This is a genomic window from Pseudomonas sp. Je.1.5.c (genome assembly GCF_051129895.1).
Classification (GTDB): domain Bacteria; phylum Pseudomonadota; class Gammaproteobacteria; order Pseudomonadales; family Pseudomonadaceae; genus Aquipseudomonas; species Aquipseudomonas urmiensis.
Genome location: NZ_JBCPSP010000005.1, coordinates 35,196 through 56,478, shown reverse-complemented (window position 1 = coordinate 56,478; position 21,283 = coordinate 35,196). Strand labels below are relative to the sequence as shown.

Genomic DNA, 21,283 nt, shown 5'->3' with positions numbered 1-21,283 from the left:
ACATCATGGCTGTAGATATTTTCATCAAGATCGGCGACATCAAGGGCGAGTCCATGGACAAGGCCCACAAGGACGAGATCGACGTGCTCAACTGGAGCTGGGGCATGTCCCAGTCCGGCAACATGCACATGGGCGGTGGCGGCGGTGCCGGCAAGGTCAATATCCAGGACCTGTCGATCACCAAGTACGTCGACAAATCCAGCCCGAACCTGATGGCCCACTGCTCCAGCGGCAAGCACATCGACAAGGTCAAGCTGACCGTGCGTAAAGCCGGCGGCGAAAGCCAGGTCGAGTACCTGATCATCAACCTTGAAGAAGTGCTGATCAGCTCGCTGAGCACCGGCGGCTCGGGCAGCGATGATCGCCTGACCGAAAACGTCACCCTGAACTTCGCCAAGGTCACCGTCGACTACCAACCGCAGAAGGCCGATGGTTCCAAGGAAGGCGGGCCGATCAAGTACGGCTGGAACGTGCGCTCCAACGTCAAGATCTGATCTGGGCGTCGGCCTTTTCGCGGGCAAGCCCGCTCCCACAATGGCCATCGGTTGCCCCTGTGGGAGCGGGCTTGCTCGCGAAGCAGGCGACGCGGTCCCGAATTGTTCCAGCGGAGTTTTTCCGTGGTAGCCAACATCGCCGCCCGCGACCTTCTGCAACCCTCGTTACTGGATCGTCTGACCGACGACGAGCCCGGCAACCTGCAGGAAGCCGCCGACAAACGCGTGCTGTCCTTGCAACAGCTCAAGGCATCGGTGCTGCGCGACCTGACCTGGCTGCTCAACACCACTTCGCTGCTCGACACCCAGGCGACCCTGCACACACCAGCCGGCGCCTCGGTGATCAACTACGGCCTGCCCGCCTTGGCCGGCAACAGTGCCTCGAATATCGACCTGTCCGCCCTGGAGCGCATCATCCACCAGGCCATCGCCACCTACGAACCACGCATTCTTGCCCACACCTTGAAAGTGCGGGCCCAGGCGGCACCTGGCGAGATGAACGCCAACGCCCTGAGCTTCGAGATCGAAGGCGACCTGTGGGCGCAACCGGCCGCCCTGCCCTTGCTGCTGCAGACTGACCTGGACCTGGAGTCGGGCCATGTGCGCGTGGCCCCCGCCGACCGCCGGAGACGTGCATGAACCCGCGCCTGCTCGAGCTGTACAACCAGGAGCTGCAGCACATCCGCGAAAGCGCGGCAGAGTTCGCCCAGGAATACCCAAAGATCGCCGGGCGCCTGACCCTGTCCGGCATCGACTGCGCCGACCCGTATGTCGAGCGGCTGCTGGAGGGTTTTGCCTACCTGACTGCGCGGGTGCAGTTGAAGCTCGACGCCGAATACCCGACCTTTACCCACAACCTGCTGGAAATCGCCTACCCGCACTACCTGGCGCCGACGCCGTCGATGACTGTGGTGCAGATGCAGACCGACCCCGACGAAGGCTCGCTCAGCGCCGGTTTCCAGCTGCCGCGGGGCAGCGTGCTGCGCGCCAACCTTGGCCGCGATACGCAGACGCCCTGTGAGTTTCGCAGCACCCAGGACGTCACCCTGTGGCCCCTGCAAGTGGCCCGCGCCGAGTACTTCGGCAACCCCGGCGCGGTGCTCGGCAGGCTTGCCAGCAGCGAGCCCAAGGCCCGCGCCGGGCTGCGCCTGACCCTGCGCAGCGGCGCTGAAGTGCCGTTCGCCAGCCTGCCATTGAAGCACCTGCCGCTGTACCTCAACGGCGCCGACGAAACGCCGTTTCGTCTTTACGAGCAACTGCTGGGCAATGCCTGCGCGGTGTTCGTTCGCCAGCCAGGGGCTGACTGGGTCGAGCGCATCCCCGTCGAGCAAGCCTTGCTACCCTGCGGCTTCGATGACCAGGAGGCGGCGCTGCCGGTGGTGCCCCAGGCGTTTCAGGGCTACCGCTTGTTGCAAGAATACTTCGCCCTGCCACAGCGCTTTCTGTTCGTCGATTTCGCCGGCCTGGAGCGCGCGGTCAAACGCTGCAGCGGCCAAGAGCTGGAGCTGCTGATCTTGTTCGAGCGCTTTGACCAGAGCCTGGAAAGCAGCGTCACGGCCAACCAGTTCGTGCCCTTCTGTACCCCGGCGATCAACCTGTTCCCGCGTCGAGTCGACCGTATTCACCTGAGCGACAAGGTCAACGAACACCATGTGATTGCCGACCGCACCCGGCCAACCGATTTCGAGATCCACTCGCTGCAACGGGTTACCGGCCATGGCACCGGCGCTGATCAAGAATTCCTGCCGTTCTACGCCGTACGCGATCCGTCGCGCTATGGCCGCGAGCAGTCCTACTACATCGTGCGCCGTGAGCCGCGCGTGCTGTCCAGCGAACAGCGGCGCAATGGCACCCGTTCGAGCTACATGGGCAGCGAGACCTTCGTCAGCCTGGTCGACGGCCAACAGGCGCCCTATCGCCACGACCTGCGCCAGCTGGGCATCAGCGCGCTGTGCAGTAACCGCGACCTGCCGCTGTTCATGAACATCGGCGACGGTCGTAGCGACTTCAGCCTGGCCGACAGCGCCCCGGTGTCGGCCGTGCGCTGCCTGGCCGGGCCGAGCCGCCCGCGCGCCAGCCACGCCCACGACAACCGCGCCTGGCGGCTGATCAGCCAGCTGTCGCTGAACTACCTGTCGCTGACCGAGCAAGGTCAGGGCGCAGCGGCCCTGCGCGAGTTGCTCCGGCTGTATGGCGACAGCCAGGACAGCGCGCTGCAATTGCAGATCGACGGCCTGCGCGAGGTCAGCAGCAAAGCCTGCACCCGGCGCCTGCCGATGCCCGGGCCGATCGTTTTCGGTCGTGGCCTGGAGATTACCCTGGCGTTCGACGAGAACGCCTTCCGCGGCACCGGGGTGTTTCTGCTCGGCGCGGTGTTCGAACGTTTCCTCACCCGTTACGTGTCCATCAACAGCTTCACCGAAACCGTGCTGCGCACCACTGAGCGCGGCGAGATCATGCGATGGAAAGCCAAGCCCGGACGCCGACCGACCCTGTGAACACGCTCGATGCCATGCAGGCCGAGCCCTGGGAGTACGATTTCTTCCAGGCCCTGCGCCGGCTCGAAGCAGAACACCCCGACCTGCCGCGCTTCGGTCATTCGCTGCGCCTGGCCGATGAGCCGGTGCGCCTTGGCCAGCGCCTGGACTGCGCGTTCGCCCCGGCAACCCTGGCCTCGGTAAGCCCGGCTGAAGAACAGCGGCCTGCGCGCCTCGAGCAGTTCTTCTTCGGCCTCGGCGGCCCCAACGGGCCGCTGCCGCTGCACCTCACCGAGCACATGCGTGAACGCCAGCGCAATCACGCCGACCATACCAGCAAGCGCTTCCTGGATATCTTCCACCACCGCCTGCTGAGCCTGTTCTACCGGGCCTGGGCCGAGGCGCGGCCAACGGTCAGCCACGACCGCCCGGGGGATGACTACTGGGCCGCGCGCCTGGCCGCCCTGAGCGGCCGTGGCCTGCCGGCCCTGCAAGGCCAGGGGCCGTTGGCCGATACCGCCAAGCTGCATTTCTCCGGCCACCTGGCCGCGCAAACCCGCTACCCCGATGGCCTGTGCAGCATCCTGGCCAGTTACTTCGGCGTGCCGGTGAAACTTGAAGAGTACGTCGGCCAATGGCTTGAGCTGCCCGAGCGCAGCCAGCTCGGCGTGCGCGCCAATCGCCTGGGGGTGGATCTGTGCCTGGGCCGCTACGTCTGGGACCGCCAGCACAAGTTCCGCCTGTGCCTGGGTCCGCTGACCCTCGACCAGTACCACGCCCTGCTGCCCGGCGGCAGCGCATTCATCGAACTGGCCGCCTGGGTCGCTGAGTACCAGGGCCACGAGCTGGACTGGGATTTGAACCTGATTCTGCAACGCGAGCAGGTTCCCGCCCTGCAACTCAATGCAGGCCAACGCCTGGGCTTCGATACCTGGCTCGGCCAGCCAGCACGCGATGCCAACGATCTCAAGCTAGCCCGGTATTACGCCGAGCAGCCACTCACACCACCGGGTACAAGGAGTCAGCAACATGGGTGAAATCAGCCGCGCCGCGCTGTTCGGCAAACTCAACAGCGTCGCCTACAAGGCGATCGAAGCCGCCACCGTGTTCTGCAAGCTGCGGGGTAATCCGTACGTGGAACTGGCGCACTGGCTGCACCAGTTGCTGCAACTCCAGGACTCGGACCTGCACCGCATCGTGCGCCAGTGCAACATCGAACCTGCGCGCCTGGCGCGGGATTTGACCGACGCGCTGGACCGCCTGCCACGCGGCTCGACCTCGATCACCGACCTGTCATCGCAAGTCGAGGAAGCAGTCGAGCGCGGCTGGGTCTACGGCAGCCTGATGTTCGGCCAAAGCCAGGTGCGAACCGGCTACCTGTTGCTGGGTATCCTCAAGACACCAAGCCTGCGCAACGCCCTGCTGGGGCTGTCCAGCGAGTTCGCCAAAATCAAGGTCGAGGCCTTGAGCGAGCGTTTCGATGAGTATGTCGGCGACTCGCCCGAGAACAACCTGGGCGCCAGCGACGGCTTCACTGCCGCCGCTCCCGGCGAGGCCAGCGGCGCTGTGGCGCCCGCGGCAATGGGCAAGCAGGAAGCGCTCAAGCGCTTTACCGTCGACCTCACCGAGCAGGCCCGCAGCGGCAAGCTCGACCCCATCGTCGGCCGCGACGAAGAGATTCGCCAACTGGTCGACATCCTCATGCGCCGCCGGCAGAACAACCCGATCCTCACCGGTGAGGCTGGGGTTGGCAAAACGGCGGTGGTCGAAGGTTTCGCCCTGCGCATCGTGGCTGGCGACGTACCGCCAGCGCTCAAGGACGTCGAGCTGCGCAGCCTGGATGTTGGCCTGCTGCAGGCCGGCGCGAGCATGAAAGGCGAGTTCGAACAGCGCCTGCGCCAGGTGATCGAGGATGTCCAGGCCTCGCCCAAGCCGATCATCCTGTTCATCGATGAAGCGCACACCTTGGTCGGCGCAGGCGGCGCAGCCGGTACCGGGGATGCGGCCAACCTGCTCAAACCGGCACTGGCGCGCGGCAGCCTGCGCACCGTGGCCGCGACCACCTGGGCCGAGTACAAGAAGCACATCGAGAAAGACCCGGCCCTGACCCGCCGCTTCCAGGTAGTGCAAGTGGCCGAGCCGAGTGAAGACAAGGCGCTGCTGATGATGCGCGGCGTTGCCTCGACCATGGAAAAACATCATCAGGTGCAAATCCTCGACGAAGCCCTGGAGGCCGCGGTCAAGCTGTCGCACCGCTACATCCCGGCGCGTCAGTTGCCCGACAAGTCGGTCAGCCTGCTCGACACTGCCTGCGCACGCGTGGCGATCAGCTTGCATGCGGTCCCGGCCGAGGTCGACGACAGCCGCCGACGCATCGAGGCCCTGCAGGTAGAGCTGCAGATCATCGCCCGCGAAAGCGCCATCGGCGTCGACACTGCCCAGCGCCAGACCAAGGTCGAGGCCAGCCTGAGCGAAGAGCGCCAGCGCCTCACCGAGCTGGAAAGCCGTTGGGCCGAAGAAAAAGCCCTGGTCGATGAGCTGCTGGCCACTCGCGCGCAATTGCGCGAACACGTCGGCGTGGTCGATCAGGAGATCGACGTTCAGGGCAGCCATGCCCTGCGCGAGCAATTGATCGACCTGCAACAGCGCCTGAGCGCGCTGCAAGGCGAGTCACCGCTGATTCTGCCAACCGTGGACTACCAAGCGGTGGCTTCGGTGGTCGCGGACTGGACCGGCATTCCGGTCGGACGCATGGCGCGCAACGAAATCGAGACGGTGCTCAACCTCGACAGCCACCTGGCCAAGCGCATCATCGGCCAGGACCACGCCCTGCAAATGATCGCCAAGCGTATCCAGACCTCGCGCGCAGGCTTGGACAACCCGAACAAGCCGATTGGCGTATTCATGCTCGCCGGCACCTCTGGGGTAGGCAAGACCGAGACCGCCCTGGCCCTGGCCGAAGCGCTGTATGGCGGGGAGCAGAACCTGATCACCATCAACATGAGCGAGTTCCAGGAAGCCCACACCGTGTCGACCCTCAAGGGTGCGCCACCCGGCTATGTCGGCTACGGCGAAGGCGGGGTACTGACCGAGGCGGTGCGTCGTCGGCCGTACAGCGTGGTGCTGCTCGATGAGGTGGAAAAGGCCCACCCGGATGTGCACGAGATCTTCTTCCAGGTGTTCGACAAGGGCGTCATGGAGGATGGCGAAGGTCGCCAGATCGATTTTCGCAATACCCTGATCCTGCTCACCACCAACGCCGGCACCGAGCTGATCGCCAGCACCTGCAACGACCCGCAAGCGCTGCCCGATCCCGAGTCGGTCGCCAGCTCGTTGCGCAAGCCGTTGCTGGAAATCTTCCCGCCGGCGCTGCTCGGCCGGTTGGTGACCATCCCTTACTACCCGCTCAGCGACGCCATGCTCAAGGCCATCACTCGCCTGCAACTGGAGCGCATCCGCAAGCGCGTGGAGAACACCCACAAAGTCGGCTTCGCCTACGACGAAGGCGTGGTCGAGCTGATCGTCTCGCGCTGCACCGAGAGCGAAAGCGGCGGACGCATGATCGACGCGATCCTGACCAATGGCCTGCTGCCGGACATGAGCCGCGAGTTCCTCACGCGCCTGCTCGAAGGCAAGCCGCTGGCCAGCGTCAGCATCAGCCGCCGCGACAATGACCTGCACTACGACTTCAGCGCCGCCAGCTGACAGGACCTTTCATGCTGTTCAAGCAACTCACGCGCCTGGCGCAGATCAACAGCCCCCTGGGCCCGGACGTGCTGCTGCTCAGCGAGATGGGCGGCAGCGAAGAACTCGGCCGCCTGTTCGACTATGAGCTGCAACTGACCAGCGACGATCCGGCGATCGACCTCAACCAACTGCTCGGCAAGCCGATGAGCCTGTCGTTGCAGCTGAGCCTGGGTGGCTCGCGCTATTTCCATGGCATCGTCGCGCGCTGCAGCCAGTCGGTCGACCGTGGCCAGTTCGCCAGCTATCGGGTGACCCTGCGCCCGTGGCTGTGGCTGCTGACGCGCACCAGCGACTGCCGGATCTTCCAGCACCTGAGCGCGCCGCAGATCATCAAGCAGGTGTTCCGCGACCTGGGTTTCTCCGACTTCGAGGACGCCCTGAGCCGCAGTTATCGCGAGCGCGAATACTGCGTGCAGTACCGCGAGACCAGCTTCGAGTTCGTCAGCCGGCTGATGGAGGAAGAAGGCATCTACTACTTCTTCCGCCACGAACAGGAGCGCCACGTGCTGGTGCTGGCCGACGCCTACGGCGCCCACCACAAGGCGCCGGGCTACGAGTCGGTGCCCTTCTATCCCCCGGATGGACAGCACCGCGAACGCGACCATATCAATGACTGGCACCTTGCCCAGGAAGTGCAGCCAGGCTCGCTTGAGCTCAACGACTACGACTTCCAGCGCCCCAGCGCGCGCATCGACGTGCGCTCGGCGATGCCACGCCCGCACCAGGCCGGCGACTATCCGCTGTTCGACTACCCCGGCGCCTACGAACAGTCGCAGGACGGCGAGCACTATGCGCGTACCCGCCTGGAGTCGCTGCAAAGCCTGCACGAGCGGGTCGAGCTGCGCGGCAACGCCCGCGGCCTGGGTAGCGGCCATCTGTTCAGCCTCAGCGGCTTTACCCGCCAGGACCAGAACCGCGAGTACCTGATCGTCTCTGCCCGTTACTACGTGGTCCAGGAGCGCCTGGAGACTGGCGGTGGCAGCGGCTCGGCGCAGTTCGAAAGCAACCTCAGCTGCATCGCTGCGCAGCAGAGCTATCGGCCGGTTTCGAGCACCTTGCGGCCGATCGTCAAAGGGCCGCAGACCGCCGTGGTAGTAGGCCCTGCCGGTGAGGAGATCTGGACCGACCAGTACGGCCGGGTCAAGGTGCATTTCCACTGGGACCGGCATGACCAATCCAACGAAAACAGCTCCTGCTGGATTCGTGTGTCCCAGGCCTGGGCCGGCAAGAACTGGGGTTCGATGCAGATCCCACGGATTGGCCAGGAGGTGATCGTCAGTTTCCTCGAAGGCGACCCTGACCGACCGATCATTACCGGGCGGGTCTACAACGCTGAACAAACGGTGCCTTACGACCTGCCCGGCAATGCCACCCAGAGCGGCATGAAGAGCCGTTCAAGCAAGGGCGGCAGCCCGGCCAACTTCAATGAAATCCGCATGGAAGACAAAAAGGGTGCCGAGCAGCTGTACGTGCATGCCGAGCGCAACATGGACACCGTGGTCGAGCAGAGCGAGACCCTTTCGGTAGGCATCAACCGCACCCAGAGCGTCGGTATGCTGGAGACCATCACCATCGGCCAGGACCGCTTGCGCGCAGTGCGCCGCGACGACGTGCTGCTGGTCGGCGCGAGTAAGCGCGACAGCATCGGCAACAGCTACCTGCTGGAAGTGGGTGACAACCTGCGGCTGGTCTGCGGCAAGAGCGTGATCGAGCTCAATGCCAGTGGGCAGATCAACCTCAGCTGCGTGCAGTTCAGCTTCCACGCCAGCAAAGATGCCGAGATCAACACGGACGGCACCCTCGACCTGAACGTTGGCAGCGGTGCGCAAACCGCAGCGAATGAGCAAGGTGTGCAGAAAACCATCCAGGACTCGGTCAAGGCCATGTTCCCCGACTCCAGCAAGTAACGAGACGCCCAATGAGCTACCGCCTCAACGAATTCCGCTTCGCCCTGCCTGACGCCACTGTGCAGGACTCCACGATCAATATCCTGCGCTTCGAGGCCTTGGGCACCTCCTTGATCGTCAGCCGTAGCCTGTTGGCCGAGGGCGAGACCCTGCACAGCAACTTCGATGGTCAATTGCAGCGCCTGCAACAGCAGGTCAAGGACCTCAACTTCCAGCCCGCCCAGGCGGTGCGCGTAGGTGCCACAGGCATTGACGCGATCGAGCTGAGCAGCCAGTTCAGCAAGGGCCAGGAGAAGGTCTACCAGTACCAGCTGGCTTTTGTGCTGCCCGGCACTCGCCGGATGTTCGCGCTCAGCTACGTCAAGCCGCAGCCGCTGGGCGAAGCAGAGGCAGCGCATTGGCTGGCGATCAAACAATCGCTCGACTTCGACAACCTCGGCTGATCCCCTTCCATGTCTGACGCTCTGTGGGCGGCACGCGAAGGCGATGCCCTGTTGCACACCTCGATGATGGCCGACATCGTCGGCGGTGTGCTGGAAGTTGCTGCCACTGTGGCCATTGGCGCCCTGGCGACGGCAGCCGTCGCTGCGGCCCTGGGCATCACCGTAGCCACTGGCGGGCTGGGCTGCTTCGTGCTCGGCGCAGTGGTGGGCCTGGTGGTGGGCGTGGCCATGGCGGCGACTGGCGCCGACACTGGGCTCAGTCGATTATGTGAGGGTATCGGCAATTTTTTGTTTCCGCCCTCGGTGCAGGCGACCATCGCTTCAGGCTCCCCCGACACCAAGACCAACGGTAAACCGGCAGCCCGCGCAGCAGGTGTAGTTATCGCGCCCCCCGCGCCACTGGAAGGCGGCGCAGAGGGTGCCGATGAGCCTGAGGAAACCTTCCTGGACATGGCCAAGGGGTTCTTCTCGCAGATGTGGCGCCCCACCGTCGCCAGCCCCGCCGCCAACACCCAGGAAGCCAACGACGACAAGGTCGTGTGCAGCAAGCACCCGCCGATGCCGCCACAGTACCTTGCCGAAGGTTCGAGCAAGGTCTTGATCAACGGCCATCCGGCTGCGCGCAGTGGCGACCGCAGCACCTGTGAAGCGGTGATCGTCGACGGTGGGCTGGTGTCGAACAATGTGCGCATCGGCGGCGAGCCTATCGTGGTCCGCGAGATACGCAGCGGCAAGACGCCTGGGATCGGCCTGGCGATCACTGCCTTGATGCTTTTGCGCGGGCGCGGTGGCAAGTTCTACAGCCGGTTTGGCTGCATGCTGATCGGTGGCGTGAGCAGCTATGTCAGCGGCCAGGTCACCAGCGCCCTCACCTCTGCCATCGTCGGCTCGCCGAATCCGGTTCACGCGCCCACTGGCGCCAAGCTGCTCAACGGCGAAGAGGACCTGGACTTCAACCTGCCAGGCCCGATCCCGCTGCCCTGGCAGCGCTACTACAACAGCCGGGATGAACGCCGCGACGGGCTGTTTGGCCCCGGCTGGAGCGTGGCTTACGAAGTCTTCGTCGAGTTCAAGCGTGACGCGGGCACAGAACGCCTGCTGTTCACCGATGAGCAAGCCAGAGTCATCGACATGGGGCAGATCCCCAAGGGCGATGCGGTATTCAGTGCCAGTGAAGGCTTGAGCGTGCGTCACGCCCTCAATGGCGAACTGCTGATCGAAAGCCTGCAAGGGGTTTACCGGCTGTTCGAGCCTACGCCGGGCAACCCTGGTCGCCTGCGCCTGAGCCAGCTGGGCGACCGCAACGACAACCGCCTCTACCTGGAATACGACGACCTCGGCCGTCTGGCACGCTTGCGCGACAGTAGCGGGCAGATCGAGATCCACTTGCGTTATTGCAGCCAGTGGCCCCAGCGGCTGCTCGCGGTTGATCGTCACTATCCTCAGGCAAATCAGCCCCAGCCCAGCCGGGAAACGCTGGTCAGCTACCGCTATGACGCCAACGGCAACCTGGCCCAGGTTGAAGACGCCCTGGCCCGCCCCACCCGACAGTTCGGCTACGATGGCGGCGCTCGCCTGACCCTGCACCAGACCTACGACGGCCTGCAGTGCTGCTATGAGTGGGCGAGTTTCGACGATGGCTGGCGGGTGGTCCGACACTGGACCAACGAAGGCGATGAGTATGGCTTCGAGTATGACCTTGGCGCGGGCATTACGCGTATCACCGATGGCCTGCAACGGGTCTCGACCCGTCGTTGGAACCCGCAGTACCAGGTCACCTCGTTCACCAATGCGCTGGGCGACACCTGGCACTTCGAGTGGAACGATGAGCGCCAACTGCTCGGCGCCCAGGCGCCCGATGGCGGCCAATGGCAGTACTTTTATGACGAGTCGGGCAACCTGGCCGAAAGCATCGACCCGCTTGGCCGCAGCGAGTCGTTTCAGTGGCTGGAGCACTGGGCCTTGCCGCGCGCGCGCACCGACAGGGCGGGCAATCGTTGGCAGTATCGCTATGACCCGCGTGGCAATCGCACCCGTGAGACCGACCCGCTGGGCCAGGTCACACGCTACCGCTACGACGCGCACGGCCAGGTCGTGGAAATCATCGATGCGGCAGGCAAGCACAAGCAACTGCACTGGAATCCACTGGGCCAACTCAAGCGCTATACCGACTGTTCTGCTGCAACAACCCGCTTCGACTACGATCACCGCGGCCACTTGCAGGCAGTGACCAATGCCTTGGGTGAATGCACTACCTATGAGCGGGATATCCGTGGCTACCTGACTGCCATCGTGCAGCCTGACGGTCGTCGGGAGCACTTCGAGCACGACGCCCTGGGCCGGCTGGTGCGCTACAGCGATACGGGCGGGCAGACCAGCCTCTACAGTTTCAATCGGCAAGGCAAAGCCTGGAAAAGCATCGACCCACTCGGTCACCAGGTGGAGTATCGCTACGATCCCTACGGTCGCTTGAGTGCCCTGAGCAATGCCAACGGCGAGCACTATCGGTTCAGCTGGGACCCGCTCGATCGCTTGATTGACCAGCAGGAGCTGGACGGCGGCGGACGCCGCTACCGCTATGACGCCACGGACAACCTGATCGCGCTGGAGTTTTACCCCTCGCCCGCCTTCGCCGAGGCGACCCCAGCGGCAATCGTCCATCAGTACACCCGCGATGCCGGTGGGCGAATGGTCGGCAAGACTACCGACGATGGTTTCACCGAGTATCGCTACGACGCGTTGGACCAACTACTGGAAGTGCTCGGCACTGACCGCGACGGCAACACGCAACGGGTAGCGTTCGCCTATGACGCCTTGGGGCAAAACACCGAGGAGCACACTGCAGGCGGGGTACTGAGGCGGGTCTACGATGAACTGGGCAATCCCCTGCAAACCCAGTTGCCTGACGGCCGCTGGCTCAATCGGCATTTCTACGGCAATGGCCATCTGCACCACATCAACCTCGACGGCCTGTTGCTCTGCGACTTCGAACGCGACCGCCTGCATCGCGAAACCTTGCGCGTGCAAGGTCGCCTGGCGACGCAAAGCGAGTACGACCGCAGCGGGCGGCTGCACAGACGCCAATCTCGCCAGCTCGACCAAGCCGCCCAGCTGCTGGCGCCGTTCCAGGAGAGCTACCAGTGGAGCTTGGCCGATGATCTGGCGGGGCATTTCAGCCAGCAGCCCGGCCAACAGCATCAGCAGTGGCTACGCCACGATGCCGCCGGCCGGATAATCGCTCGTCAGGATGCTCACGATGGCACCCATGAAGCCTTCACCTACGATGCTGCCGCCAACCTGATAGACCCCGCGCAGGCGCCGGCCAAGCCGGTTCGCCATAATCGCCTGAGCCACTACCAGGACAAACGCTACCGCTATGACGCCTTCGGCCGCTTGCTGGAAAAACGCAGCCGTCGCTGGGGCACGCAGCATTTTCACTATGACGCCGAGCACCGCCTGATACGGGTCGACAGCCATCAGGCAGGGCGCGAACGCGTGCTGCGCATGCGCTATGACCCGCTGGGGCGCAGGCTGGAAAAAACCGAGTACGACGGCCAGGGTCAGCTGTTGAACCAGACCTGCTTCACCTGGGAGGGCCAGCGCTTGCTGAGCGAGCGACGCAATGGCCGCGCCAGCGTCTACGTCTATGCCAACGACGGCTTCGAGCCACTTGCGCGCATCGACGGCCAGGGCCAGACGCAGCAGGTCTGCCACTTCCACAACGACGTCAATGGCCTGCCGAACAAGCTGACCGACGACCAGGGCCAGTTGCTCTGGCAAGCAAGCTATCAGGTGTGGGGCAATACCTTGCGCGAGGAGCGCGAGGCGCGCTTCATCGACGAGCAGAATCTGCGCTTTCAGGGCCAATATCTTGATCGCGAAACTGGCCTGCACTACAACCTGCACCGTTACTACGACCCCGATATCGGGCGCTTCACCCAACCGGACCCGATTGGCCTGTACGGTGGCCTGAACCTGTATGCCTATGGGCCCAACCCGTTCACCTGGATCGACCCGCTCGGCCTGGATGGCATCTTCACCAGAACGGTGTTCGAGGCGCCTTCTGGCAATGTGCATACGGTCTATCAGCAGGAGATCGACTGGGACTTGAAGGTCAATACACGTAATGGCGTGAAAACCAACCGTCAGCTGGTGCTGGAAGAGCAGCGCAGCCCGATGATCGTCAAGAACGGCAAGTACGAGGTGGTCCACCTGCACCACTCCAAGCAGAATGGCATCGGATCCTTGTTCGAACTGTCGGCCGATACCCATAATCGGTTCCAAAAGAGCAAGGCGCTGCATCCGCACTTGCCCAATGCTCACCCACACAACCCGGTCAACCGTAGCGCGTTTGACATTGACCGTGAGGCATACTGGAAACAACGTGCCACTGCCTCCATTAAGGGCGGTGGCAAACCAAACCGATGTGGAGCCTGACATGCTTTCCGAAAAACTGATCAACCACTGCAAGACCAAAGGCTGGTGGTTCGATGATGCCTCTGAAGACTACCGCCAAGCGTTGCTTGGCCTTGGCCTCCCCATGGACTCTGATTTCGTGCGCTTCTTCCTGCATGCCGAAGACGGTCCGACCTTTCTCAGTCGTCATGTGGAGATGTTTCAGGTGGGCTGGTTCCTGGTGAACTCCAGCTATCTGGGTAGTATCAAGGCTGCCCATGAGATGGGGCTGCCAGAAGCATACCTGCCACTGGACGGGTTCCACTCCGAACACGGTTTCTTCTACAACCGCGATACAGGCGAAGTGCTTGAGCTGGAGGCCGGCCCGTTGCTGGTCGATTTCCTGGCAGGCAAGGTGAAACCTCAGTGGCCAGATTTCAACGCCTTCCTCGAATGGTATTTCGAACTGGATTGATCGCATTGCAGGTGGTCTTAGCGTAAGCAATCCGTTGAACACAAGCTGCGCGCGCGCAAGAGTCTTTTACCGAAATCCCTGGTTTTCCGCGCGCCTGCTTTGCCTATCCTAGGTCGGGTCATCCTGCCTGCGATGGACCCATGAAAGAGTCGCTCCCCAGCCGCTACGCCTGCCTGGCCGCCTGCCTGATCTTCACCTTTGCCAGTATCCCCTTGCTCGCCCAGCACAGCTGGCTGTGGCCGTTTTGCGTGATCACTGCCCTGCTCAGCCTGGTCGGCCTCAACGACCTGCGCCAGAGCCATCACGCGGTGCGGCGCAACTACCCGATCCTGGGCAACATCCGTTACCTGATCGAAACCATTCGCCCGGAAATCCGCCAGTACCTGATCGAAGGTGATGACGACAAGCTGCCGTTCTCCCGCGCGCAACGTTCACTGGTGTATGCCCGCGCCAAGAACGAGAGCGCCGAGAAAGCCTTTGGCACGCTCAATGACGTCTACAATACCGGTTTCGAGTTCATCAGCCATTCGATGCTGCCGGTGCAAACGCCGGATCCGGCGTCGTTTCGCATCCGTATCGGCGGGCCGCAGTGCCTGCAACCCTATGCGGCATCGATCTTCAATATCTCGGCGATGAGCTTCGGCGCCCTTAGCGCCAACGCCATCGCCGCCCTGAACAAGGGCGCACGGCTGGGCCGCTTCGCCCATGACACCGGCGAAGGCAGTATCAGCCCCTACCATCGCGAGCACGGCGGCGACCTGATCTGGGAGATCGGCAGTGGCTACTTTGGCTGTCGCACCGACGAGGGCCGGTTCGATCCGCAGCGCTTTGCCGAACAGGCGCGCGATGGGCAAGTGAAGATGATCGAGATCAAGCTCAGCCAAGGTGCCAAGCCTGGCCACGGCGGGATCTTGCCGGGGCATAAGGTCAGCCCGGAAATCGCCGCCACCCGTGGCGTGCGCGAAGGTGAGGACTGCATCTCGCCGGCCGCCCACAGCGCCTTCCGTACCCCGGTCGAGCTGCTGCGCTTCGTCGCGTTGCTGCGTGAGCTGTCTGGCGGCAAGCCGGTGGGCTTCAAGTTTTGCCTGGGGCATCCGTGGGAGTTCATGGCCATCGCCAAGGCCATGCTGGCCACCGGCATTACCCCGGACTTCATTGTCGTCGACGGCAAGGAAGGCGGCACGGGTGCGGCGCCGCGGGAGTTTTCCGACAATATCGGCGTACCGCTGCGGGAGGGCTTGATGTTCGTGCACAACACCCTGGTCGGCTTGAACCTGCGTGATCGGGTACGCATCGGCGCGGCGGGCAAGCTGGTCAGCGCATTCGATATCGCCAGCGTATTGGCCATTGGCGCCGACTGGGTCAACTCGGCGCGCGGCTTCATGTTCGCCATTGGCTGCATTCAGTCGCAAAGTTGCCATACCAACAAATGCCCGACTGGCGTGGCGACCCAGGATCCTCTGCGCCAGCGTGCGCTAGTGGTGCCGGAGAAGGCCGAGCGCGTGGCCAGCTTCCATCGCAACACCTTGCATGCCCTGGCCGAGATGCTCGCCGCCGCAGGGTTGGAGCATCCCTCTGAGCTCAAGCCCAAGCACCTGGCGCGGCGTATCAGCCCCAGTGAAATTGGCCTGTTCTCGCAGCTGCATACCTTCCTCAAGCCAGGCGAATTGCTCAGTGGCTCGATCGAAAGTGAGTTCTATGCGCGGATGTGGCGGATGGCGCGCAGTGACAGCTTTGCGCCAGAGACGGGAGAGAGTGAAAAAGCGCCAGCCGTGGCTACGGTACGCCGCAAACAAACAGCCCCGGCATAGGCCGGGGCTGTTTGAGACGCCAAGTCAGGATCAGAAGATGCTGATCGGGTACTCGACGAATACGCGGACTTCGTTGCCGTCGTCGTTGTAGCCGTTTTGCTGAACGGCGTTGTTGGTACGCACGAACGAGCTACGCAGCTTGATCGACAGGTCCTTGGCCGGGCCGTCTTGAACGACGTAACGGAGCTGGTTGAAGATCTCGCGCTCTTTACCCTCGCCGTAGCCTTGTGGGGCACCGACTTTACGGGTGTTGATGTTGTCACCAACAACGTAGGCAACCTTGTAGGTCAGGCCCGGTACGCCGAAGGCGCCGAAGTCCAGGCCATAGCCCAGCTGCCAGGAACGCTCGTCTTCAGCGTTGAAGTCAGACCAGTAGGAGTTGGCCAGGTAGATGGTCGAACCACCGTCACCCACGCCGCCATCGTTCTGGTACCAGCCGTAGTTGTAGCCGGTGCTGCCGGTGCTGCGCTGGTGCGCCAGGGTGAACGAGTGCGGACCGTAGGCGTAGGTAGCAGCCAGGCTCCAGATGGTGTTGGAGTCGCCATTGAGCTTGGCGGCGCGCACGTACTTGTTGTCGATGTCCGACTTGTAGCCGTTGAAGTCCAGGGTCAGCGACTGGTCAGCGGCAATCGGGAAGACGTAGTTCAAGCCCAGGTAGTGCTTCTTCATCACGTCTTCGTTGTCTGCGGTGTACAGCGAAGCGGTGAAGTTGTCGGTAACTTTGTAGCTACCACCGAGCACGTTGATCGACTTGAGGCCGCCGCCGTCACGGCGCTCGGCGCTCTTGCGCGCTTCCTGGGTGAAGCGACCGGCGTTCAGCTCCAGGCCTTCGATCTCCTTGGAGGTGATCAGGGTACCGGTGAAGCTTTCTGGCAGCAGACGGGCATCGTCGTATTGCAGAACCGGCAGGGCTGGCATCTGGTCACCGTACTTGAGCACAGTGTTGGAGATGCGGAACTTCACGGCCGCGCCAGCGCGGGCCAGGTTGTGCGGCGCGTTGGTTTTCTCGCCATCGAAGGTGGGGTCGGAGCGCTTGAAGAAGTCGACGCCGCCACCCTGGTTGCGACCTTTACCACCGTCCAGACGCACGGCGTACAGGCCGAAGGCGTCAACGCCTACACCGACGGTGCCTTGGGTGAAGCCGGAGGAGAAGTTGGCGATGAACGCTTGGCCCCATTGGGACTGATCGTTGGTGCCGTGTTTCTTGTCACGATTGATGAAAGCGTTACGCAGGAGAACGTTTGCGTGGCTGTCTTCAATGAAGCCCTTGCTTTCGGCCTGCTCGTTGGCCTGAGCCTGGGTCGCGGCGATCATCGCCAACGCGACCAGGCTGATCCTGGTTTTCAACATGTTATTTTCCTTATTTCTTAATCAAAAACGCTCTGCATTTTGACGCCAGGAACCAACGCCCCTTCGTAGGTTCGACGCTATGCGGATCCAACTGGAAGGCCCCACCGATACTTGCTTGGCGGGCCTTGTGCAGTTGCATGGCCAAGTCATGGCCGGCAGGCGTTGGCCGAATCCTATCCGCCTGCGCTTGAGGATGTCAAAAAATCGTGAAATGCAGGTCGATATAACCAAAATCACGCTTAGGTCTGGTGCATTTCAATGCATATCTGTCATTGCCTGGGGCAATCTGTCTCTTGTGCTGACATCCTGACTGTGGTCTGGCACTTACAAACTGATACATATGTAAAGACGAGTCTTTACAAATACCCAAGCACGAGTAAATAGCACGCATTATCATCCGCACCCTTTTTCCAATTACTGCCTTTGCGGATGTTCCCATGCGTGCTGCCTGCCGCCTTTCTCCTGTAACCCTCGGCCTGTCGCTGCTGTGCAGCGCAGGCGTTGCCCATGCTGCTACCACTACCCTGCCCGAGTTGTCGGTCACCGCCGACAGTGAACGCGAGCGTGATAACCCCCGAGTCAAAGAGGTGAGCACCGCGACCCGCACCTCGACCCCGGTGCGTTACGTGCCGCAGGCGATCGACACCCTCAAGACGCAAAATGTGCTGGACTACGGCAGCAGTTCGCTGGGCAAGGCACTCGAAGGCATCCCCAACGTCAGCAGCAGCGCCGACACGCGCTTCGACAGCGTGCGAATCCGCGGCTTCGATAGCAGCAACGACTTCTATCTCGATGGCGTGCGCGACGACAGCCAGTACATTCGCGACCTGCACAACATCGAGCGGGTCGATGTGCTCAAGGGTCCAGCGGCAGTGCTGTATGGCCGGGGCAGCCAGGGCGGTATCGTCAACCGGGTGAGCAAGGTGCCAGAACATGGCCGCCGCTCGAGCATTGAGGTCCAAGGCGGCAGCGAGGACCTGCGCAGCCTGTACGCCGACCTCAGCGCCGACCCTAGCGATAACATCAGCCTGCGCCTGAACCTGGGCAACCAGGACAACAACAGTTTCCGCGACGGTATCGACGGCAGCCGCCAGCTGTTCGCCCCCTCCATGAGCTGGCAGCTGAGCGAAGATCTCAACTGGCTGGTGCAGTACGAGTACAGCCGCTTCAACCGCACACCTGACCGCGGCATCCCGGGTGTCAATGGACGCCCGGCCGACGTTGGCCGCGACACCACCTATGGCGACACCCAGCGCGATTTCATCGACGACAAGAGCCAGTCGCTGCGCTCGCGCCTGAACTACCAGCTCAGCGACGCCTGGCAGCTGCGCCATACCCTGAGCCTGTTCCAGCTCGACAGTGATTTCGACAACACCTACGTGACCGCCTACAACGCCAGCAACAACACCGTCACTCGCCAGCGTTGGCAGCAGGACCTGAAGACCCGCAACCTGTTCAACAACCTCGAAGCCGAAGGCAACTTCGCCACCTGGAGCCTGGAGCACAAGCTGCTGGTGGGCCTTGAGTTCGGTCATCAGCGCCGCGATCCTTTGCTGTACACCGCCGCAAAGCCTAAGGACGGCGGCACCCTGGTTCCGAGCCTGGACCTGAACAACCCCGACCGTAACCTGCAACACAACGGCCGCATGGTGGTGTCGAGCAACAACCACAGCGTGGTCGACAGCCGCGGCCTGTACTTGCAGGACCAGATCCGCCTGAACGATCAGTGGCAGATCCTCGCTGGCGTGCGCTTCGATCAGTTCGAGGTGGAGACGACCAACCAGATTCGCAACCTGAGCGAAAAACAGGACAGCAACACCACCAGCCCCCGTCTGGGCGTGGTGTATTCGCCATGGCAAGACCATTCGTTCTATGCGTCCTGGAGCAAGACCTTCTCGCCGGTTGGCGGCGGGCTGATCGGCATCACCCCAGGTGCGCCTGGAAATGCCAACGACACCGGGCCAGAGCTCAGCCGGCAGAAGGAAATCGGCGTCAAGAGCGACTGGCTGGATGACCGCCTGACCACCACCCTCGCCGTCTATGAACTGGAGCTGTACAACCGCCGCACCCGCGACGCGAACAACCCAGAGCTGATTCAACTGAGCGGCCTGCAACGGTCGCGTGGTATCGAGCTGACCGCCACCGGCAATATCGTTGGCAACTGGTACGTGCGCGGCGGGATCGGTATCCAGGACGCGATCATCGTCGAGGACAACAACGGCCAGGAGGGCAATCGGATCAATGACGTGGCCAAGCGTAACGGCAGCCTGTTCATCACCTGGAAGCCAGAGTTGGGCTGGTACGCAGAAACCGGCCTGACCCTGGTGGGCGAGCGTTATGCCGATAACCAGAACACCACGGTGTTGCCGGGCTATGGCCGCTGGGATGCACTGGCAGGGTTCCGTACACGCGACTGGGATGTGCGCGCGGCGTTGAACAATATTGCCGACAAGACCTACTACGCCTCGGCGACCAGTGCGGCGCAGATTCAGGTGGGCGATCCGCGCAGCCTGGTGGTGACCGGTACGTACAATTTCTAGATTTGCAGGGTGCGTACCGCCCTCGGCCGGCACTGACACCCACAAACAAAAACGCCACCGCATGATCGCGGTGGCGTTTTTCATTCATCCGTAAGTACTACCCGGTCAATGCCAGACAGCCATCAGAGCCTCAAGCTCTGCTTCACTGATCAAGCCTTGCGGATAGCGCCCATCCAGCAGACGTCGCGGGTCGGTCGTCCTGACCCGTTTGCTTCCATGGTGTCTCAACCACTGCGTCAATATTTTGAGCGATTCGTGATTCACTGCCGATGGGGGCAAAGCCGACTCACTTGCTGCATTCATCTCTACACAAACTCCCTGGGCCCGTGAGCGGCTAACTTACGTGGGTTTTGTTACAGATCGGAGTAGTCCTATCTGTTTGAAACACCATGGAAAACAATACAAAACGTATGCCATTCCCGGCGCCAGCCGTCGCACCAACAAAAAGGCCCGTCATCGAGACGGGCCTTTTCATTTGCCAGGAGGTTAGCGCTTGATCGGCGCCGGTTGCTGCTGGGTCAGGCAGTGGATATTGCCACCGCCCAGGAGCAACTCACGACCCGGGATCATCACCACTTCATGATTAGGGAAGACCTTGGCCAGAATCGCTCTAGCTTCAGCATCTGCCGGATCGTCGAAGCTCGGCGCGATGATCCCGCCATTGACGATCAGGAAGTTCACATAGGAGCCAGCCAGGCGCACCGATGGATCACGCTCCTGGCTGCCGGCGACCTGATCGACCCCGGCGCACTCTTCTTGCGTCGCGAACAGTGGTCCAGGAATGGGCATCTTGTGCACCACGAACTCGCGCCCTTTGGCATCACGGGTGTTTTTCAGCACCTCGAAGGCCGCGTGGCAGCGGGCGTAGTTGGGGTCGTTGGAATCATCGGTCCAGGCCAGTAACACTTCACCTGGGGCGACGTAACAGCAGAAGTTGTCGACGTGGCCGTCAGTCTCATCGTTGTACAAGCCATCTGGCAGCCAGACGATGGTATCGACCGCCAACTGCTCGCGCAGGATCTGCTCGATCTGCTCGCGGTCCAGGTGTGGATTGCGGTTGCGATTGAGCAGGCATTCCTCGGTGGTGATCAGGGTGCCTTCACCGTCGACGTGGATCGAGCCGCCTTCGAGCACGAAACCTTCGGTCTGATAGCGCTGGCAGCGCTCCATTTCCAGCACCTTGGCGGCCAGCTCTTCATCGCGGTTCCACGGCGCGTAGAGGCCGCCGTCGAAGCCGCCCCAGGCGTTGAAGCCCCAATCCACACCGCGCACTTCGCCGTGGTCATTGATGACGAAGGTTGGGCCGGTGTCGCGCACCCAGGCATCGTCGTTGCTGATTTCCACCACACGTATGTTCGGCACGTCGAGCTGGCGCCGAGCGTTCTCGTATTGGCCGGCGGAAACGCCGACGGTCACCGGCTCGAAGCGGGCAATGGCCTTGGCCAGGGTGACATGCGCAGCCTGTGCTGGCTTGCCGCCCAGGCGCCAGTTGTCAGGGCGCTCCGGCCAGACCATCCAGACCTGGGTCTGCGGCGCCCATTCGGCTGGCATGTGGAAGCCGTCGGCACGCGGGGTCGAATTGAGGGTTTTCATCAGTAACCTCTGGAAAAACTGTCGGAGGGTCTGGGTCGCGCTGCGGCCCGA

Annotated in this window: 13 protein-coding genes; 11 read left to right on the top strand and 2 right to left on the bottom strand. The window is 62.8% G+C overall.

The annotated features are described in order from the left end of the window. Positions 1-5: 5 nt before the first annotated feature. From AAZU54_RS06155 to AAZU54_RS06110, 10 genes are all read left to right on the top strand, one after another. On the top strand, positions 6-494 hold the full coding sequence (locus AAZU54_RS06155) for an Hcp family type VI secretion system effector (protein WP_186552835.1): 489 nt from the start codon (positions 6-8) through the stop codon (positions 492-494). A 123-nt stretch (positions 495-617) separates the two neighbouring features. Then, positions 618-1,133: a type VI secretion system baseplate subunit TssE gene (gene tssE, locus AAZU54_RS06150; RefSeq protein WP_312155290.1), complete on the top strand. Its 516-nt coding sequence runs from the start codon at positions 618-620 to the stop codon at positions 1,131-1,133. Next, positions 1,130-2,992 (top strand): type VI secretion system baseplate subunit TssF, encoded by a 1,863-nt coding sequence (gene tssF, locus AAZU54_RS06145; RefSeq protein ID WP_186552837.1) that lies wholly within the window; start codon positions 1,130-1,132, stop codon positions 2,990-2,992. Before tssE ends, tssF begins: the two co-directional genes overlap by 4 nt. Next, positions 2,956-4,008: a type VI secretion system baseplate subunit TssG gene (gene tssG / locus AAZU54_RS06140; protein WP_405129012.1), complete on the top strand. Its 1,053-nt coding sequence runs from the start codon at positions 2,956-2,958 to the stop codon at positions 4,006-4,008. Before tssF ends, tssG begins: the two co-directional genes overlap by 37 nt. Further along, positions 4,001-6,676 carry a type VI secretion system ATPase TssH gene (gene tssH, locus AAZU54_RS06135; RefSeq protein WP_186552839.1) on the top strand — a complete coding sequence of 892 codons (2,676 nt, stop codon included), beginning with the start codon at positions 4,001-4,003 and terminating at the stop codon, positions 6,674-6,676. The genes tssG and tssH overlap by 8 nt, the downstream gene beginning before the upstream one ends. Before the next feature lie 11 nt (positions 6,677-6,687). Next, positions 6,688-8,625: a type VI secretion system tip protein VgrG gene (locus AAZU54_RS06130; protein WP_434726827.1), complete on the top strand. Its 1,938-nt coding sequence runs from the start codon at positions 6,688-6,690 to the stop codon at positions 8,623-8,625. A gap of 11 nt (positions 8,626-8,636) precedes the next feature. After that, positions 8,637-9,068, top strand: coding sequence for a DcrB-related protein (locus AAZU54_RS06125; protein ID WP_186552841.1), 432 nt, complete (start codon positions 8,637-8,639; stop codon positions 9,066-9,068). A gap of 9 nt (positions 9,069-9,077) precedes the next feature. After that, positions 9,078-13,505, top strand: a complete 4,428-nt coding sequence (locus AAZU54_RS06120; RefSeq protein WP_434726826.1) for an RHS repeat-associated core domain-containing protein — start codon at positions 9,078-9,080, stop codon at positions 13,503-13,505. Between the two features lies 1 nt (position 13,506). After that, entirely contained in the window at positions 13,507-13,938 is a 432-nt protein-coding gene (locus tag AAZU54_RS06115) for a hypothetical protein (RefSeq protein ID WP_186552843.1), read from the top strand. Positions 13,939-14,078: 140 nt separating this feature from the next. Then, on the top strand, positions 14,079-15,749 hold the full coding sequence (locus tag AAZU54_RS06110) for an FMN-binding glutamate synthase family protein (RefSeq protein WP_434726825.1): 1,671 nt from the start codon (positions 14,079-14,081) through the stop codon (positions 15,747-15,749). 30 nt (positions 15,750-15,779) lie between these two features. Here AAZU54_RS06110 and AAZU54_RS06105 read toward each other — a convergent pair whose 3' ends face one another. Beyond that, the gene (locus AAZU54_RS06105) at positions 15,780-17,099 is read right to left on the bottom strand and encodes an OprD family porin (protein ID WP_186552845.1); all 1,320 of its coding nucleotides are present in this window, start codon (positions 17,097-17,099) and stop codon (positions 15,780-15,782) included. 437 nt (positions 17,100-17,536) lie between these two features. Between AAZU54_RS06105 and AAZU54_RS06100 the strand changes: the two genes are divergently transcribed. Beyond that, positions 17,537-19,639 carry a TonB-dependent receptor gene (locus AAZU54_RS06100; protein ID WP_405129007.1) on the top strand — a complete coding sequence of 701 codons (2,103 nt, stop codon included), beginning with the start codon at positions 17,537-17,539 and terminating at the stop codon, positions 19,637-19,639. A gap of 486 nt (positions 19,640-20,125) precedes the next feature. Here the strand turns inward: AAZU54_RS06100 and aguA are convergent, their stop codons facing one another. After that, entirely contained in the window at positions 20,126-21,232 is a 1,107-nt protein-coding gene (gene aguA, locus AAZU54_RS06095) for an agmatine deiminase (RefSeq protein WP_186552847.1), read from the bottom strand. Positions 21,233-21,283: the final 51 nt, after the last annotated feature.

What these genes read in the sequence shown, in the direction of transcription:
- AAZU54_RS06155 (WP_186552835.1), top strand. Translation starts at nt 6, where the DNA reads ATGGCTGTAGATATTTTCATCAAGATCGGCGACATCAAGGGCGAGTCC.
- tssF (WP_186552837.1), top strand. Translation starts at nt 1,130, where the DNA reads ATGAACCCGCGCCTGCTCGAGCTGTACAACCAGGAGCTGCAGCACATC.
- tssG (WP_405129012.1), top strand. Translation starts at nt 2,956, where the DNA reads ATGGAAAGCCAAGCCCGGACGCCGACCGACCCTGTGAACACGCTCGAT.
- tssH (WP_186552839.1), top strand. Translation starts at nt 4,001, where the DNA reads ATGGGTGAAATCAGCCGCGCCGCGCTGTTCGGCAAACTCAACAGCGTC.
- AAZU54_RS06130 (WP_434726827.1), top strand. Translation starts at nt 6,688, where the DNA reads ATGCTGTTCAAGCAACTCACGCGCCTGGCGCAGATCAACAGCCCCCTG.
- AAZU54_RS06125 (WP_186552841.1), top strand. Translation starts at nt 8,637, where the DNA reads ATGAGCTACCGCCTCAACGAATTCCGCTTCGCCCTGCCTGACGCCACT.
- AAZU54_RS06120 (WP_434726826.1), top strand. Translation starts at nt 9,078, where the DNA reads ATGTCTGACGCTCTGTGGGCGGCACGCGAAGGCGATGCCCTGTTGCAC.
- AAZU54_RS06115 (WP_186552843.1), top strand. Translation starts at nt 13,507, where the DNA reads ATGCTTTCCGAAAAACTGATCAACCACTGCAAGACCAAAGGCTGGTGG.
- AAZU54_RS06110 (WP_434726825.1), top strand. Translation starts at nt 14,079, where the DNA reads ATGAAAGAGTCGCTCCCCAGCCGCTACGCCTGCCTGGCCGCCTGCCTG.
- AAZU54_RS06105 (WP_186552845.1), bottom strand. Translation starts at nt 17,099, where the DNA reads ATGTTGAAAACCAGGATCAGCCTGGTCGCGTTGGCGATGATCGCCGCG.
- AAZU54_RS06100 (WP_405129007.1), top strand. Translation starts at nt 17,537, where the DNA reads ATGCGTGCTGCCTGCCGCCTTTCTCCTGTAACCCTCGGCCTGTCGCTG.
- aguA (WP_186552847.1), bottom strand. Translation starts at nt 21,232, where the DNA reads ATGAAAACCCTCAATTCGACCCCGCGTGCCGACGGCTTCCACATGCCA.